This window comes from Sodalis ligni, assembly GCF_016865525.2.
Taxonomy (GTDB): Bacteria; Pseudomonadota; Gammaproteobacteria; order Enterobacterales; family Enterobacteriaceae; genus Acerihabitans; species Acerihabitans ligni.
The window spans coordinates 5,209,699-5,226,138 of record NZ_CP075169.1; the positions used below are offsets into that span (position 1 = coordinate 5,209,699).

At 52.2% G+C, this 16,440-nt stretch carries 12 protein-coding genes, 1 tRNA gene and 2 pseudogenes; 6 read left to right on the plus strand and 9 right to left on the minus strand.

Features of this window, described 5'->3' with window-relative positions; all coding sequences use genetic code 11:
• The first annotated feature begins 30 nt into the window (after positions 1-30).
• The 3 genes from dicD to GTU79_RS24345 all read left to right on the plus strand — a co-directional run bounded on the left by dicD (position 31) and on the right by GTU79_RS24345 (position 2,213).
• A complete protein-coding gene (gene dicD, locus GTU79_RS24335) occupies positions 31-606 on the plus strand; it encodes a division control transcriptional repressor DicD (protein WP_203524008.1) in 576 nt (191 codons plus the stop codon).
• A 108-nt stretch (positions 607-714) separates the two neighbouring features.
• Positions 715-790 (plus strand) — tRNA-Phe (locus tag GTU79_RS24340).
• 160 nt (positions 791-950) lie between these two features.
• A complete protein-coding gene (locus tag GTU79_RS24345) occupies positions 951-2,213 on the plus strand; it encodes a tyrosine-type recombinase/integrase (RefSeq protein WP_203524009.1) in 1,263 nt (420 codons plus the stop codon).
• Positions 2,214-2,894: 681 nt separating this feature from the next.
• Here the strand turns inward: GTU79_RS24345 and GTU79_RS30770 are convergent.
• From GTU79_RS30770 to GTU79_RS24365, 5 genes are all read right to left on the minus strand, one after another.
• Positions 2,895-3,221, minus strand: a complete 327-nt coding sequence (locus tag GTU79_RS30770; protein WP_253073410.1) for a hypothetical protein — start codon at positions 3,219-3,221, stop codon at positions 2,895-2,897.
• Between the two features lie 240 nt (positions 3,222-3,461).
• A complete protein-coding gene (locus GTU79_RS24355; protein ID WP_253073411.1) occupies positions 3,462-4,043 on the minus strand; it encodes a group II intron maturase-specific domain-containing protein in 582 nt (193 codons plus the stop codon).
• 70 nt (positions 4,044-4,113) lie between these two features.
• Positions 4,114-4,368, minus strand: coding sequence for a reverse transcriptase domain-containing protein (locus tag GTU79_RS30775; protein ID WP_338091440.1), 255 nt, complete (start codon positions 4,366-4,368; stop codon positions 4,114-4,116).
• 232 nt (positions 4,369-4,600) lie between these two features.
• A complete protein-coding gene (locus GTU79_RS30780) occupies positions 4,601-4,852 on the minus strand; it encodes a hypothetical protein (RefSeq protein ID WP_253073399.1) in 252 nt (83 codons plus the stop codon).
• Positions 4,853-5,342: 490 nt separating this feature from the next.
• Positions 5,343-5,504 carry a hypothetical protein gene (locus GTU79_RS24365; RefSeq protein WP_203524011.1) on the minus strand — a complete coding sequence of 54 codons (162 nt, stop codon included), beginning with the start codon at positions 5,502-5,504 and terminating at the stop codon, positions 5,343-5,345.
• A gap of 996 nt (positions 5,505-6,500) precedes the next feature.
• On the opposite strand from GTU79_RS24365, the gene GTU79_RS30785 reads away from it, so the two are divergent.
• Entirely contained in the window at positions 6,501-6,968 is a 468-nt protein-coding gene (locus tag GTU79_RS30785; RefSeq protein ID WP_253073412.1) for a hypothetical protein, read from the plus strand.
• A gap of 1 nt (position 6,969) precedes the next feature.
• Entirely contained in the window at positions 6,970-7,419 is a 450-nt protein-coding gene (locus tag GTU79_RS30790) for a hypothetical protein (protein WP_253073413.1), read from the plus strand.
• A 271-nt stretch (positions 7,420-7,690) separates the two neighbouring features.
• On the opposite strand, the gene GTU79_RS24375 is transcribed toward GTU79_RS30790, so the two are convergent.
• The 3 genes from GTU79_RS24375 to GTU79_RS24385 all read right to left on the minus strand — a co-directional run bounded on the left by GTU79_RS24375 (position 7,691) and on the right by GTU79_RS24385 (position 10,308).
• Positions 7,691-8,899, minus strand: coding sequence for an MFS transporter (locus GTU79_RS24375; RefSeq protein WP_203524013.1), 1,209 nt, complete (start codon positions 8,897-8,899; stop codon positions 7,691-7,693).
• Positions 8,900-9,151: 252 nt separating this feature from the next.
• Positions 9,152-9,577: a hypothetical protein gene (locus GTU79_RS24380; RefSeq protein WP_214513442.1), complete on the minus strand. Its 426-nt coding sequence runs from the start codon at positions 9,575-9,577 to the stop codon at positions 9,152-9,154.
• Positions 9,578-9,660: 83 nt separating this feature from the next.
• The gene (locus GTU79_RS24385) at positions 9,661-10,308 is read right to left on the minus strand and encodes a thioesterase domain-containing protein (RefSeq protein WP_214513443.1); all 648 of its coding nucleotides are present in this window, start codon (positions 10,306-10,308) and stop codon (positions 9,661-9,663) included.
• A 119-nt stretch (positions 10,309-10,427) separates the two neighbouring features.
• On the opposite strand from GTU79_RS24385, the pseudogene GTU79_RS24390 reads away from it, so the two are divergent.
• Positions 10,428-11,951: pseudogene (locus GTU79_RS24390) on the plus strand (IS3 family transposase).
• A 113-nt stretch (positions 11,952-12,064) separates the two neighbouring features.
• Here the strand turns inward: GTU79_RS24390 and GTU79_RS24395 are convergent.
• Positions 12,065-16,429: pseudogene (locus GTU79_RS24395) on the minus strand (amino acid adenylation domain-containing protein); the annotation flags it as partial.
• Positions 16,430-16,440: the final 11 nt, after the last annotated feature.

Here is a 16,440-nt window from a genome sequence, read left to right on the forward strand (position 1 = left end):
CTTTCCGGAGGCTTTTATATGGAGGCATCTATGCAACGTGAACACGTCCTGAATCGCGCGTTAAACCTGCTGGAGCAAAAAGGGTTTACCCGTGTAACGCTTGAGATGCTGGCGGATGAGCTTTCCATCCCGGTTGCGCAGCTCCAGCAGTTCTGGCCCGAACGCGAGGCTTTACACTATGACTGCCTGCGTTATCACGCCGATCAGATCGACAGCTGGCGCAGTAAAGTCCTGCTGGACAATACCTTAGACCCGCAGCAGAAGCTGCTGGCGCGTTACCGGATTCTGGACGAGCAGGTACGCCAGCAGCGTTATCCCGGCTGCCTGTTTGTGGCCGCCTGCACGTTTTACCCCGCCGCCGACCACCCGATTCACCAACTGGCCGAGCAGCAAAAACAGGCCTCCTTTACTTACACACACGCGCTACTGACCCAGCTGGAAGCCGACGACGCCACCATGGTCGCCCATCAAATGGAGCTGATTCTGGAAGGCTGCCTGAGCAAATTACTGGTTAAACACCAATTGCAGGATGTGGCCATCGCAAGACGCCTGGCGGAGGATATTCTACGCTTGGCGCTATGCCGTAAAAACGGCGCGCTGGCATGAAGCAGCACGCAAATTTGCCTGAAAAGAGAGCAATTAAGCGGGATTTAAGGTGAAACCGCCATAAACACATTGACGAAATGCGGTCAATACGGTTTAATGCGGCCCGTTGCCCGGATAGCTCAGTCGGTAGAGCAGGGGATTGAAAATCCCCGTGTCCTTGGTTCGATTCCGAGTCCGGGCACCACCATTTCTTTTTTATGCTTTCTTATGAATCCCTATATATCTTAAATTCAATAGGTTAGCGTAAAAACCCTTTCCGATACGTTTTGATTTATCCCTAGGTATCCGGAAAATGTGGGGTCAAATTGCGGGTCATTCAGTTCGATGAATGGAGTGACCCTCACATGGCTCTGACTGACAGCAAAATCCGCGCTGCAAAAACCTTCGTAAAATCCTACAAAATCACCGATGCCCACGGTCTGTATCTACTGGTATCAACCAGCGGCTCGCGTCTGTGGTATTTCCGCTACAGCTTCGGCGGCAAAGAATCCCGTCTGGCCTTTGGCCCCTATCCTCAGACTACACTGGCGGAAGCACGCGAAAAGCGCGACGCTGCCCGCAAACTGCTGGCCTCCGGCATCTGCCCTTCCCTGCCCCGCGAATCAGAAAAAACCGCTGTAGACGAAACCCGCACCTTTAAACACATTGCTACCTCATGGCACACCAGCAACCTCAGGCTCTGGTCGGCGAGCCACGCGAATAAAATTCTTACCTGCCTGAGGCGCTATGCGTTCCCTGACATTGGCGAAATGGATATCGCGGAGATCGAAACACGGCATCTGGCGCAGCTCATCAAAGCCATCGACGACAAAGGCGTGCATGACGTGGCCGGGAGGATGCGCCAGTACCTGACCAAAATCATGCGTCACGCCGTACAGCAGGGCATCATCAAATACAACCCCGCGTTCGATCTGGGCGGTGTCGTGACGCCGATCGTGGCCCAACATCTTCCCGCGTTGCCGCTGCGACGCTTGCCTGAGCTGCTGGTGAACATAGAAAACTACCAAGGCCGGGTACTGACCCGTTTGGCGCTGGAACTGAATCTGCACGTCTTTCTGCGCTCAAGCGAGTTGCGCTTCGCCCGCTGGGAAGAGTTCGACCTGAAAACACGTATCTGGACGGTGCCCGCGCAGCGCGAAGCCGTAAAGGGCGTGAGATTTTCAGAACGTGGCGCAAAGATGAAAGACGAGCATCTGGTGCCACTATCCAATCAGGCAGTTGCTCTGCTAAAACAGATCAAGGCGCTTAGCGGCGAGTCGGTCTTCGTTTTTCCGGGTGCGCGTGGTCTGGACAAACCTATGAGCGAAAACACCATTAATAAAGCGCTACGCGTAATTGGTTATGACACCAAAACCGAAGTCTGTGGCCACGGGTTCAGAACGATGGCCTGTAGCGCCCTAAACGAGTCAGGGCTATGGTCAAAGGACGCCATTGAGCGACAGATGAGCCATAAGGAGCGAAACGGCGTACGGGCGGCCTATGTGCATAAAGCGGAGCATCTGGAAGCCAGGATGGAGATGATGCAGTGGTGGTCGGATTATCTGGAAGTGAACCGCGAGGAATATGTTGCGCCGTATATTTATGCCCGGCAGCATACATTCGATTGAATGGCCTAAGTAATAATCTGGATTAGCCACCACTGAACCTGGCACATTCTAATAGCCTAGCATGACTAGATTCGACAGGCTGCAGAGAGCGAACAGCGGACATATATTTTTTAGAAACAGCGCGATTTGAAGTTACGCATTAAAGTAAAGATGATCAATTCCAATCTGCCTAACGTCGTCACTGGACATTCTTTCCGAATGTGCTCTTTCGTCCAGGTTAAAAAGCACGATTTGCGCGGTATGAGCGCGATTAACACGGCAGTGATTGGCGCAGGGGCACCAGATGTGGTCTATACACAGAAACGGAGGATATGGCGGGATAACTAGACAGAATTACCGGACTATCCAATGTGGAGCGGGGATTAAACGAATGGCATGAAAAAGGCCGCTGGCGCGGCCTTTATTTACTGATTAAGCATTGGCGGGACAGGTGGAAAGATAGGAACATTTGCTTTCCCTTTTGGCGTAAAGGATTTTGTTCCCAGACTCCAAAGTGAATCTATATTTCTTAAATAAGTAACTACACGGTGATGTTTATCGTTTATTAATCCGCAAACATCCGTTTGGTGGGGATTATCTGGAGGAAAGCTAGGAGAACGATCAAACATTCCAATTTCTACAGGCCAATAATCCCCATAAGTGGATTGATCGCAAATTGTCTGTAATTGTTTTCATAGTTATTTATATCGGGGATGCCCCATAATAGAATTTCGCTGCGACAATTACAGTCAGTGTACCTTTCCGTTCTCCGATAAACTGGATTGGTGAAAGTAATCCAGCCATGTATATATTTTCGATAACATTTATGACTCGTTCATCATGATCCTCATCCCAGATCACGGAAAAATCATGTAGTTGGGGCAAATTAACTGGTGTGCGGTTAACATCAAGCCATTCTACAGTTCTGAATATTGAGTAATGAGTTCCGCGCCCAAGATTGCCAATAGGTTGCTGCTCATCGTATAGACATGAAAGTAAAGTAGAGTATTGATGTATCTGCTGTTGCATGGCAATGTTCTCCGATTTCGTCAGATTAGGTGGTTTTCGCTCCACTATGAGTAAGCTTTCGGCTAGCTCATGGTTCATTTTCGACTCTAACATACCTGTGTTTTTTATCAATAGATTATTTTGAGAAAATAACCAGAGTGTCCAATGTGGTACAGGAATTAAACGAGGGATCGAGTAGGAGGCGGGATTACTCCCGCCGTCCTCTCACACCACCGTACGTACGGTTCCGTATACGGCGGTTCATTTACAACACTGGAACTGCCTGTGCAACTCCAGCAGCGATAACTGACCTGCACGATCGAAGAGTTTCTTCGGCAGCGCTTGGTTCATATGACTTGCCCCCGCGTTCCACCAGGGTCCGCGCTGGTTCGTCGCCGATATCCACGCCCTTTCTTCGCTCAGGCCGCCTTTCATCAGCATCCTTGCCCGTTTGTATGGCCTTTTCCAATGCCGCCACAGCAGACAACGCAGCTTACGGCGGACCCAGCCGTCCAGTTCTTCCAGTATCCCTTTGACTTCGGTCAGCCGGAAGTAACTTATCCAACCTCGCAGCACCGGAGCAAGCCCGTCGATAACCGCTTTCAGCGCTTTTGAACTGTTTCCCGTCGTCAGGCTGCGGATTTTCTCCTTCAGCCTGGACACGCTGCTCGCCGCTATCTTCAGTTTTGCCTGCTTGTGCCACGTCAGGCTATATCCCAGGAACTTGCGCTCCCAGGGCCTGGCCACCGCGCTTTTATCTCGGTTCACCGTCAACCGCAGGTGCTTTTCCAGATACCGGCTTATCGAGTTCATCGCCTGTTCTCCCGCCTTGCGGCTGCTCACGTAGATATTACAGTCATCCGCATAACGGCAGAACCGGTGGCCCTGCGCTCCAGTTCACGGTCAAGGTCGGTCAGCAGCAGGTTGAGAGCAACGGCGATAACGGGCTGCCTTGCGGCATCCCTTCCCGCCGTTTTGTCACCACTTTGCCGCTGACCATGTCCGCTTCCAGATAACGCCTGATGAGCCTGAGCAGTCTGACGTCTTTGATTTTGCGGCTTAGCCTCGACATCATGATGTCGTGGTTAACCCGGTCAAAGAACTTCTCCAGATCCATGTCCACCACCCAGCGCCGGCCGCCTTGCACGTAGGCTTGTGCTTGTCGCACCGCCTGCCACGCATTGCGGCCCGGTCTGAAGCCGTAGCTGGATTCGGAGAACTCAGGTTCATAATAGGGGTAAGGTGTTGCTGGATGGCCTGCTGGATAAGCCGGTCCACCACCGTGGGGATACCCAGGACCCTGACTCCGCCGTTAGGCTTGGGCAGTTCGACCCGGCGTATCGCCTGCGGCAGGTAGCTTCCGTCCAGCAGGGCCGCTTTCACCGTCGGCCAGTGCCATTTCAGCCAGTCTTTAAGTTCGCCGACGCCCAGATTATCGACCCTGCTGCGCCTTTATTCTCAAGAACCCGCTGATAGGCCAGCATCAGGTTGCCGCGTGTTATCACCGCCTCGATTGACAACGGTTGTTCCGCTTTCGTTTGCTCAGCTTTCGCCGTGGGTATTTCAGCACCCGTGTCAGGCCCTTGCGAATACTGTTCGCTTCCTCCTGTCCGGGCCGCAGTGTCCTGCGCTTGTGCCTCATCAATACCCATCGAGATAACCTGTCCTAATCACGGTTGTAAATGTTCGGCCCTTCACGATACCGGTTTTGCACCGCTACTATGGCCTCGGCTGACTTCTGTACATTCATCCCGTCGCCTCTCGACGCCCGGTAGCACCAAGGCAGACGTACAGACCTCCGGGTAATTCGCGCGACCTTCATGCTTATACCTGTCGACTCTACGTAACAGCGTTCCGTGCAAGTATCGGGCTTTGACGATATGTGCCGCCTTACCCGCTGTCACGCCTAAGTCGCTTCCTGTTCGTCAGGCCAGCATTTTGCCTTCGGCTTCCTTCAGATCCCGCCTCGCGGTGGGCACCCTTGCCGTTCGGCTAGCACTTCCCCTTGCCGGGTGTGCAAAGGACTTTCACCTCCAAGTCGCCCCTTGACCACCACGGTCCAGGGACAGCGCCCGTCAAGGCGCTACGCGCCATGCCCGGCGCACACATGAAAAAGACCGCTGGTGCGGCCTTCTCCATGAATTAGAGTAACTTACCTAACATATCAGTTGCACGTTGATGGTGTGTAAACAATATGGCCTGTAAATCAAGCTGAAACTTGCTCGGCGCACGTAGCGTCGCGTGTTTTTCAAGCGCATCAACGTAAAACTGCTGAAGCGCTTTCAAATGAGAAATATTCATCATATCTCTCCTTAATTGCAGTTCACGACCGACAATGGATAAGCGAGCGTAAAACAGGCTACGCCAAGAGGACGTGCCTACATTCATTATACCCGAAAAAAAATTCTTGTTTCACTTTTGTCAACATACCAGCAGTTTGCAAGCATTTCAGCGACCGCGACGGTACTTAGATGCAGGATTTTGCCAGCTGTTATTCAGTGGACCATGCAGCTGCAGTTGGATGAATGCCAGCAATGAACAGAATGACTGTAACATCCAGTCAGTAACAGTGAGAACGGCGGGGATTAATTGCAATCAATGTAAAGGCTGATTTTTAGCCAAGGAAGCGTGATCCACAGTTTCCCGCTTTCCATTGTGCCATGCCGATATTCTACCCCCTTCCCGGCTACGGCATATCTATATTTTAGTAAAGGGGTGTTTAAAACAGTCTGACTGGGTTTGTCACTCAAAGAATCGCCCCCGTCGATCACAAGAGTGCTTTCTCCGGCAACCAGTTCGCCGTCACTATATTGCTTCATTTTGCAGTATTCAGCAGATTGCGAAGTGCCTGTATAGGCGAGAAATGCCGTCAGGAAAACTACCTTCTACATATAAACCGTCCATATAAAAATCTGATCATAAAAATGATGGACAGAATTCCTAAGACGTCCAAGAGCACACAGTTTAATGCCAAAAAGTGAACAGTTGAACGTCTGCTCCTGGCACTGAACTGCCTGTCAGAGCTGCTTGGCATCAGATCCGACGATACCGGCAATTCGGTTTTACGGGAAGTTTACCGAATTGCATCTGCCGACAGTGTTAAGCATCAGGCAACATAGGAGTTGTCAGCTTAATGCTGTAAAAATGTACAGGCAAATCTGAATGTCGGCTAGGAGCGATGAAGCGGAAATGGGAGCTTGGGTAGTTTTAACCATCGATCTCATCACATTCACTCAATTATGCTTGCTCAACAATTGAATCAGTCATAGATTTTGGAAAGTCATAAACTTCCAGGGGAATGTGGAATATTTTAGCGATAAAGAGAAAGGTTCTGTACCGAGAACCAACAATGATGTCTCTATGACCGTCTGGACCGGGCTTGTCTCGTACATCAATGTTCTGGTAAATAAGGGCTACTTTGGGAAACACTTTCCAGAAGAATGTCCTGACGGACAAGGGTGTATTGGTACAAATGAAGATACTTTCAAAGCTGCACTACAGGCGGAAATACCAAATTTAGGATGGCCATTGGGAGTCGATCCTGAAGATGAAGGTCGGTATGGCTACAGGTCAAGAACACAAGTTACGTTCATTCCAGACTATCTGGACGTTATGGATTTACTTCAATTTTGCTATAAGCATATTGCCCTTCCTATAGAAGGCAATGATTACCACTCGTACTACCGTCACACTCATATTGACGATTTTGATGTTGATGCTGGCAGAAATGAATTTCACGAAAAGTTAATGTCATTTTGCCCGAAATAGTATGGCCTACGAGCTTCAGAAATCAGGAGGAATTATCCGGCTTCTTAGCCCTGAATTAGTTCAAATGATGTCCAGCGTGAATGTTCCTGCGGAAGTTGAGCTAAAGAAAATACTTGCTCGCGCAAATGCTAAAATCGTTAATTTTGATGTTCAGATTCGCTATGACGCTGTGAAAGAGCTCTGGGACTTCTGGGAGCGACTGAAAAGTGTACAAAACCCATCAAATAAGAAAATATCAGCTACACAGTTACTTGATGATGCAACCGATACACCTGAATTTCGGAATATTTTGGAAGCTGAAGCTAAATATTTGACCGACATTGGTAACCAATATTTTATACGTCACGCCGAAATGAATCAGGTGAAAATTCAAGAGAGCGATCATATTGAGTACCTATATCATCGCATGTTTAGTTTAATTCATCTGCTCATGAAAAGTTTTACCCATTAACTGGCCTGATTCCTATATTTAAGGAACAAAGGTACTAGAAACGTCCACTTTTGGCACAGTGCCGACTGTCAAATTAGATTTAAATTCGTAATTTGCAACTGTCAGATCGAGTATGAGTCACTAGAAACAATCCATTGATCAAAAGCAGATTCTGATGAAAGAGATCTCCCTTTTTGCTTCTTGAACAATTTGCCTGTGTAAATATTTTTTTTAAATCATTCAGTTATTGAGTTCAATTTTTATTTTGGCAGAACGCACCGTACGATGCATTTTACCGAAAGGTCAGCACTTCCTGCGTTTCGGACGCTGCACGAAGTGTACGCAGACCGATAAGCACGATCATCACCATGACGAGCCCCGCGAAAATGGGCACGCCGAAGCCTGCTCGTGCGCCAAAGGCGTCGATAATCCGGCCCGAAAGCGCGCTGCCGAGCGCAACGCCAATACTGATGCCGGTCGTCATCCATGTCAGTCCTTCAGTGAGCTTGGACGGTGGAACAATGATGGTGCCAAGATTCATGACGACGACCATGGTCGGCGCGAAGGATAAGCTTGCCACAAAGACCATTCCTGTCATGATATAAACGTCCGGTGAGAGAATGGGCAATATCGCTGTTACTGCCGTGACCAGTATCCCTATAAGGAACTGCCTCTCAAGCGGTAAGGTAATCCTGAACGCGCCGAAAGCCAGGCCGGAGATAACAGAGCCGAGCGCGTAGGCGGCAAGGATGAAACTGGCGGCCGATGGCCAATGTTGTGCGTTGGCGAAGGCCACGACGGCCACATCGATTGAACCTCCAATCACGCCCATCGCCATAAGCGCCAGAAAGATGATACGAAGACCGGGGATACGCAAAGTCGAGCTTCCGATCCCCCTGCCGCTGCTGACCACCTTCGGCTCCGTCTGCCGTTGCAAAAGAAAGGCGGTCATGCCAATCACCAGTAACAAGACGGCAGCAAGAGGTCCTGCTTCGGCAAAGACGCTCGTGCTCAAGGCAATAGCCAGTACTGGGCCAACAATATAGGACAGCTCTGTTAGAGCGGTATCGAGGGAAAAGGCCGTGTGCAATTGTGGCTTGCCTCGAAAAAGCTCTGTCCAGCGCGCCCTTATCATGGCCGGCATGTTCGGCATTGTGCCGGCCAGTGCAGCAAGAATAAAAAGGAATGGAGCAGTGACTTTCATATAGGCTGCAATCAGCAGCGCCAGCAGCATGACAATGCTGAAGGCGGTAATAACCGGAAGAACTCTGCTCTGGCCGTGCCGGTCAACGAATTTTGACACGTGCGGGCCGATAAGCGCGTTTGCTAACGTGAATGTGGCTGCGACCGATCCCGCCAGCCAATAAAGGCCACGCTGCTCCGCCAACATGGTAATGATGCCGATGCCGATCATCGCCTGTGGCAGGCGCACAATAAAACTCGCGAACACCAATCCCATCACTCCAGGGGTTGTCAGCATTTCGCGATAGGGATTAGCCATGATATCTCCAATTTGTATTCCGGCGCCGGTTCACATTCCGCTGATATGTCGATTTATGGCATCATTTTGAGCAACGCCTAAATTTTACCTATGGTCTTCTTTTGAAAAGTAATTTACCACTATAACATTATGTTATTTGAATCCATTTCTGGATATATTTCCCGCTGCTGGCAGCGGGGGGTCTATTTACGAACCATATTAAATGGGTAGCACCGGCGCCCCTTATGAGTAAGTGAACGGCGCGCGCAATGCTCACTCCCAATCACCAATGAGTTTTGAGAGAGCGCGATTGAATGCCTCAGCCAGTTGCTTACGATGGTCGATGTCAGTCATCATCGATAGATGTCCACCGGGAATTGAAACAGAATGAATATCCAAATCAGGTAATGCATCTTTCCATCCACCGACCATATCAATCGGCGGCAGATTAACGTTCTCGCAATCGGCCGCGTAAAACTGATAGAGCGGGATCTGAATCGGCAATCGCATTGGCTTATAGCCACCCGCAAGTTGTGCGAAGTGATAAATTGATCTCCATTTAGCGGTGTCCAGCAAGAGGTCTGCATTAGAATCATAGCCCCTTAGACCCTGCGCTTTTTTTATCAGTTCTTCAAATTCGGTATCATCAATATCCTTAATTAAAATATCTAATTTATGGCGCTCAGCTTCGGAAGCCATTGCTTTCGCATGTGCAATAAAATCCAGTTTAATGTTTTGATTTTTGTATGTTAACTTATTGGGCGCGGGTACATCAATGAAACCTAAAACTCAACGTAGGCGTCCTTATCCATAAGCGAATGGGCGAGGGCATAAGCGAGTATCCCGCCTGAAGAATACCCGGCGATTCTATAGGGGCCGTTGGGCTGAATTGTCTGGATGACGGGAAGCATTCTCTCAGCCATAGTTTCCAGCGTGGGGGGAGAAGGTTCACCAATAGCCGACCACGGCAGCACGTAGATTGGGCAGCTTACACGGAGATATTGCGCCAGAGAAATAACATACGAATAATCACCTAATCCTGAGGGAACAAAAAAGATGGGTGGTTCGGTTCCCCCAAGACGCACCGGGATAGCCCCCGTATGCGGTCCCAATGGAGCCTGTGCGATTTGCAAAGCAAAATTAGCCAATCGCGGGTGTTCAAAAATTTCGTTTAATGAGCAATCAAAACCGCAGTTCCTGATCCTCTGCATCAACTGCAAAGCCATGAGAGAATGACCGCCGAGGGCGAAGAAGTTGTCATGGCGACCGACCCGCTCAACCCCGAGCAACCCAGACCAGAGCGCCGCCAAAGTGTTCTCAATCTCGCCTTGCGGCGCTTCATAGGCCGCATGGGCAAAATCCTCGCCCACTGGCGCAGGTAATGTTCGCCGATCAAGCTTGCCATTGGGCGTCAGGGGTAAACTTTCCATCCGCACGAAGGCTGACGGCACCATATAATCGGGCAGACGCTTACTCAGATAATCACCCCCCCTGTCAGGATAGATGGCATCCCCTACTGAAAATCTAATTGGGGGTAGTGGAGCCTGACATGAAACGTTATTCACCTGAACGTAAAGCTGCTGTTTTGGACAAATTATTACCTCCTCACAACATGACTGTTAGCGCACTTGCACAGCAAGAAGGAATATCGGAAGCTACCCTTTACAACTGGCGTATTCAGGCCAAATTGGAGGGAAAGCCCGTGCCCGGAGCGAATAAAACTACCGAACAATGGTCGACCGAAGCCCGTTTTGCCGTGATCGTGGAAACTGCCACACTCAGTCAAGCCGAGTTAGGCGAATATTGCCGTCGTAAAGGGCTTTATCCAGAACAAATAGCCCAGTGGAAACAAGACTTCCTTCAAACGCCACAACCCGATACCCGGCAGTCGCAAAAACAGGCCCAAAAAGAAATCAAAGGGCTGAAGCGAGAACTGGCCCGAAAGGAAAAAGCCCTGGCGGAGGCGGCCGCGTTGCTGGTGTTGCGAAAAAAGCTCAATGGTTATTACGGGATAGCAGACGAGGACGACTGACGCCAGCGAACGAGCGAGTGCAATTTATCCGGTGGATAGGCGAGGCGACGAGCGCCGGTGCGCGCTTGCTCCCCGCCTGCCGAGAAGTGGGCATCAGCCTGCGCACCTGGCGGCGCTGGAACGGGCAGGCCGAAGACCGCCGGCCTTCGGCGGTGCGCCCACGACCGGCCAATAAGCTGACACTCGCCGAAGAACATCAAATACTGGCCGTGTCACGAGCCGGAGTATGCCAGTTTGCCGCCAGCGCAAATCGTGCCACGTCTGGCGGACACAGGGGTCTATCTAGCCAGCGAATCGACGTTTTACCGGATCCTGCGGCGCCACGGTCAGGTGCATCATCGAGGGCGTAGCCGGGCACCGCTGAAGGTCAATAAACCGACCAGCTATCAGGCGCTTGCGCCCCGCCACGTGTGGACATGGGACATCACCTGGCTCGCGTCACGAGTCCGTGGCCGGTATTTTTATCTGTATCTGATAGAAGATATCTTTAGCCGGAAAATCGTCGGTTACGAGGTTCACGAAGAAGAAAATGGTGACCAGGCCGCCGCCCTGCTGCAGCGTACCGTGCTGCGTGAACAGTGCTACCGGCAACCTTTGGTGCTGCACGCCGATAATGGGGCGCCGATGAAATCCCAAACGCTGAAAGCAAAGCTGGAAGAACTGCAGATCACCGGTTCGCACAGCCGGCCGCGGGTCAGCAACGACAATCCGTATGTAGAATCGCTGTTCAGAACGCTGAAATATGTTCCAGCGTGGCCGTCATCGGGCTTCCTGGACCTAAATGAGGCAAGACAGTGGGTTGAGTGTTTTAGCCGATGGTACAACGAAGAGCACCGGCATAGCGCTATCGGTTATGTGACGCCGGAACAACGCCATCAGGGGCATGACATTGCCCTGTTGGCAAACCGAAAAGCCTTGTATGAATCAGCCCAAAGGGCCAACCCGGAACGATGGTCAAAACACTGTCGCCAATGGCAACGTGTCGAAGTGGTGATGTTGAATCCGGATAAGCCGGAAACAGCGCTGGAAAATGCAGCATAAAAAATGACTAAGGGTGCCAACATCCTTGACAGCCGCCGATCACGCATCACCCCCGCTATCGTTAAGCCCGTCGACGTGGAAACTTCATTTACCGAGACATCAGGTTGAGTCACGATATAAGCGACCAGCCGCTTGTCGGTATCTGCGCCTTGCGCCACCACAACTGCCTCGCGAATGGAGGGATGCTCAGCCAATCTGGCCGCAATCTCATCCGGCTCAATCCGGAAACCCCGGATCTTGACCTGGTCGTCATTGCGTCCTACGAATACCACGTTCCCGTTTGGAAGATAACGGGCCAAATCACCTGTCTTAAACATCCGCGCATCAGGTATGCCGGCAAAGGGATCGGGCACGAAACGTTCTGCCGTCAGTTCAGGGCGGTTCAGATATCCGCGCGCAACACCCGCTCCCCCAATATACATCTCACCCACCACTCCTAATGGAACCGGCTGGCCATATGCGTCCAGAAGGTAAATACGCGTGTTTAAAATGGGACGGCCGATCGGGACTGGGTCAAGTTCATCAGATATACAATGATGGACCGTAGCCCAGACTGTCGTCTCAGTAGGACCATACTCGTTAAATAGTTCAACAGAAGTAGAGTCTGATGTCGCTTCTCGAATGAGCTTCGCAGGACATAACTCCCCTGCTACGATCACCTGGCGTAGTTGTCCATATCCATGTTGGGCAACCTGCGGCAATACTAACCGAGCGAGAGAAGGCACAAGCAGCACGGATGTAATTTTATTTTCAATCAATAGATTGCTAATAATATTTTGATCTACTGCTGCTTTACTGTTTGGTAAACATAAGGCCCCTCCCGTCGTCAAAGTCCCGAAAATGCCGGCTACGGAGCTGTCAAACGCCATAGATGACAATAGCAAGAATCGAGCATCACACTTCGTCTTATAAACATAGGTTCTCGCCAATGTCGATGCTATTAATCCGCGATGTTCGACCATAACCCCCTTAGGTTGTCCGGTTGAACCTGAGGTATAGATGATATAGGCAAGGTTGCGGGGAGTGAGACTGCGAACCCAGGGATTAGTCTCACACTCCGCCACCGCCCTTGACCACGTCTCATTAGGGTCAAGCACGGTATAAGCCAGTAGCGCCTCACCCAGCACCTTGCGTCCTGCCGCATCGGCCAGCACTAGGGCCGGGGCAGCGTCGGCAAGAATGTAAGCAAGCCGTTCGCCCGGATAGGCCGGATCGAGCGGCACATAGGCCCCACCCGCCTTTAAGATCGCCATGAGACCAACAACCATGGCCGGGGATCGCGCCACACAGATGGCCACCCGCTGGTCTGGGCCCACGCCCAGGTCGATTAGACGGTGCGCAAGCTGATTGGCCTTAGCATTGAGCTCGCCATAACTGAGCGTCGCATCCTCAAAGATCAATGCCGTCGCTTCGGGGCAAAGCGCCACTTGCTCCTCGAATAAGTGATGAATGCACAGATGATCCGGGTAGGACGCCTCTGCCGCGTTCCACGTTTTGAGCAACAAGGTGCGCTCAGACACAGGAAGAATGTCAAGCAGTTGTACTGGTCGGTCAGGCGAGTGCGCCAAGGTCTCCGCCAGGCTTTCCAGCGCCCGCTCCATATAGCAACACACCCGGTCGGGATCGAGCGACGTGACCACTTGCGTCGTCAGCTCAAGCGCCTGGCCAAAATCATCCACGGACATTGTGAACGGATAATTGGTCCGCTCCTGTTCACCTAAGAACTCAATGCCTGTCATCTGATCCATTATTTGGCCGACGTTGCCTTCGACCGATAAGTCATTATGGCGATAATTGAGCAACGCACTGAACAGTGGCATGCCTGCCGCCACCCCACTGCACCTTTGCGCCAGCGCCAACGAGGCATGTTCGTGGGCCAGCAACTCTGCCAGTCGAGCATGCGCCTGTTGGACACTCTGTGCAGTACCGATATCGCCGATGTCAAACCGGATCGGCAGCGTATTGATGAATAGCCCCATGGCTCTGTCTGCCCCTTGGCCCGCTTGCATGCGCCCAAACAACACGGTACCAAACACCACATGCTCCTGGCCGCTGGTCCGCGCCAGCACCTGCGCAAAGGCCACATGACACAGGCTTGCCAGGCTCACATTCAACCGTCTCGCCTGCGCTCGCAGCCGATCATTCAATTCGGTCGACACCATCCGATGGGCTTCGCCCACCTGAGCGCCGTCCCGATGTACTTCCGCCAGCCCAAATGGCAGCGTCGGCTCGTCTACCTCTCCCAGCATGGTTTTAAAGAAACGTTCGTGCTCATCCACACTTGTTCCCAGACGCGCCTGGGCAATCAGATTGCGGAACGGCTCAGGAGATGGCAGCATCTCGCCTTTTTTGGCAAAGAAAGCCTGCACTTCCCTATAAAAAAGTTGCAATGAAGAAGCATCATCAATCAAATGATGCAGCAACTGCAACAGAATGAAGCGTTCCTTGATAGGATCATGAACAACAACAAACTGCAGCACCGGCGCCTGTGTCAGATCAATGCGATGGCGGCGTGGGTCAAATCGTTGGGAAAGTTGTTCGATGAAAGGCCCATCTGCGGGGTCGAGAATAAGCTCGGTGACAGAGAGCGGAGCCTTTCGCCATACAACTTGCGCTGGACTAGATAACCCCTCCCAGACAAAGGCGGTACGCAGGATGTCATTGCGATCCACAACCCGTTGAACTGCCCCTAAATAACGATCCAACGTCGTACGGTCAACAAAGGCCATCTGGGCAATCAGCAGATAGGGGTCACCCTCCTTCGCCAGCAGGTGATGGAATAAGATACCGTCTTGCAAGGGTGAGAGCGCATAGATATCCTGGATGTTGGCCACACCGCCAGGAACCTGTGACACAATCCGGTCGATTTCAGTTTGATTGAGTTCAATCAGCGGCAGCAGTTCAGGGGTAATCTGAACCGTGTCCGGCTCGATTATATTTGGCGGTACCGCCACCTCGCGGTGTAGGTCAAGTGTGCTGGACAAGGCCGACAACACCGGCGTACGAAACAAATCACGGACGGCAAGGCTCAGACCGAGACGTCGCAACCGCTCAATCAACTGCACGCCCATGAGCGAATGGCCGCCAAGCGCGAAGAAGTTGTCATGGCGACCCACCCGCTCTATACCAAGCAGCTCCGACCAGAGCGCCGCCATGAGAGTCTCATTCTCGCCTTGCGGCGCCTCATAGGCCGCATGGGCAAAGTCCTCTTCCTTTGGCGCAGGCAACGCCCTCCGATCAAGCTTGCCATTGGGTGTATGCGGTAAGTTTTCCAACCGTACAAAGGCAGACGGCACCATGTAATCGGGGAGACGCACGCCCAGATAATCACGCAGCGCTCCCGCAAGCGCTAAACTTGCCTCAGAACCCGCCGTTTTAGACGTTGAGATATCATTTCCCGAGATCTCTGGCTGAGTTACCACATAAGCGACCAGCCGCTTGTCGGTACCCGAGCCTTGCGCCACCACAATCGCCTCGCGAATGCAGGGATGCTCGGCCAATCTGGCCGCAATCTCACCCGGTTCAATCCGGAACCCCCGGATCTTGACCTGGTCGTCATTGCGGCCAACAAATACCAAGTTCCCGTCCGGCAAATAACGGGCCAAATCCCCTGACTTGAACATCCGCGCGTCGGGCTTGCCGGCGAAGGGATCGGGCAGGAAACGCTCTGCCGTCAGTTCGGGGCGGTTCAGATATCCGCGCGCAACACCCGCTCCTCCAACATACATCTCACCCACCGCCCCCAGCGGGACAGGCTGGCCATGCGCGTCCAGAAGATAAACCGTTAAATCCGGCAGGCGTTTGCCAATCACGCTGCGGGCATGTTGGATATCGGATGACGCGAGGGGGTAATAGGTCACATGGACTGTGGTTTCCGTGATCCCGTACATGTTGACCAATTGCGGCGCGGACTCGCCACGCACCGCATACCAGTCGCGCAGGGTAGCCGGCTGTAGCGCTTCTCCGCCAAAGATGACATAGCGCAGCCGGTCCGTTGACGGTTGCAAATATTCGATCAAGGCCTTGAAGGCGCTCGGCGTCTGATTCAAGACGGTGACGCCTTGCTCACAGACTAGCTGGTAAAACGCCTGGGGCGACCGGGCAACGGCATGCGGAACCAACACCAGCTTGCTGCCATACCGCAGGGCGCCCCACAACTCCCATACCGAGAAGTCAAAGGCAAACGAATGGAACAGGCACCAGACGTCACTGGCCTCAAAGCGATAGGCGGGGTGCGTCGTGTCGAACAGACGCACAACCTGTGCATGTTCGACCATGACCCCTTTAGGCTGTCCGGTTGAACCCGAGGTATAGATGATATAGGCAAGGTTGTTGGGCGTGAGGCTGCGAACCCGGGGATTGGTCTCAGACCCCGTCCCCTCACCTGCCGGGGTCTCATTGGGATCGAGAACGGTATAGGCTTGCAACACTCCTCCCAGCGCCCGGCGCCCGGCCGCATCGGCCAGCACCAGGACCGGTGTCAACATCG

What these genes read in the sequence shown, in the direction of transcription:
- dicD (WP_203524008.1), top strand. Translation starts at nt 31, where the DNA reads ATGCAACGTGAACACGTCCTGAATCGCGCGTTAAACCTGCTGGAGCAA.
- GTU79_RS24345 (WP_203524009.1), top strand. Translation starts at nt 951, where the DNA reads ATGGCTCTGACTGACAGCAAAATCCGCGCTGCAAAAACCTTCGTAAAA.
- GTU79_RS30770 (WP_253073410.1), bottom strand. Translation starts at nt 3,221, where the DNA reads ATGCAACAGCAGATACATCAATACTCTACTTTACTTTCATGTCTATAC.
- GTU79_RS30780 (WP_253073399.1), bottom strand. Translation starts at nt 4,852, where the DNA reads ATGGGTATTGATGAGGCACAAGCGCAGGACACTGCGGCCCGGACAGGA.
- GTU79_RS24365 (WP_203524011.1), bottom strand. Translation starts at nt 5,504, where the DNA reads ATGATGAATATTTCTCATTTGAAAGCGCTTCAGCAGTTTTACGTTGAT.
- GTU79_RS30790 (WP_253073413.1), top strand. Translation starts at nt 6,970, where the DNA reads ATGGCCTACGAGCTTCAGAAATCAGGAGGAATTATCCGGCTTCTTAGC.
- GTU79_RS24375 (WP_203524013.1), bottom strand. Translation starts at nt 8,899, where the DNA reads ATGGCTAATCCCTATCGCGAAATGCTGACAACCCCTGGAGTGATGGGA.
- GTU79_RS24380 (WP_214513442.1), bottom strand. Translation starts at nt 9,577, where the DNA reads ATGGCTTCCGAAGCTGAGCGCCATAAATTAGATATTTTAATTAAGGAT.
- GTU79_RS24385 (WP_214513443.1), bottom strand. Translation starts at nt 10,308, where the DNA reads ATGGAAAGTTTACCCCTGACGCCCAATGGCAAGCTTGATCGGCGAACA.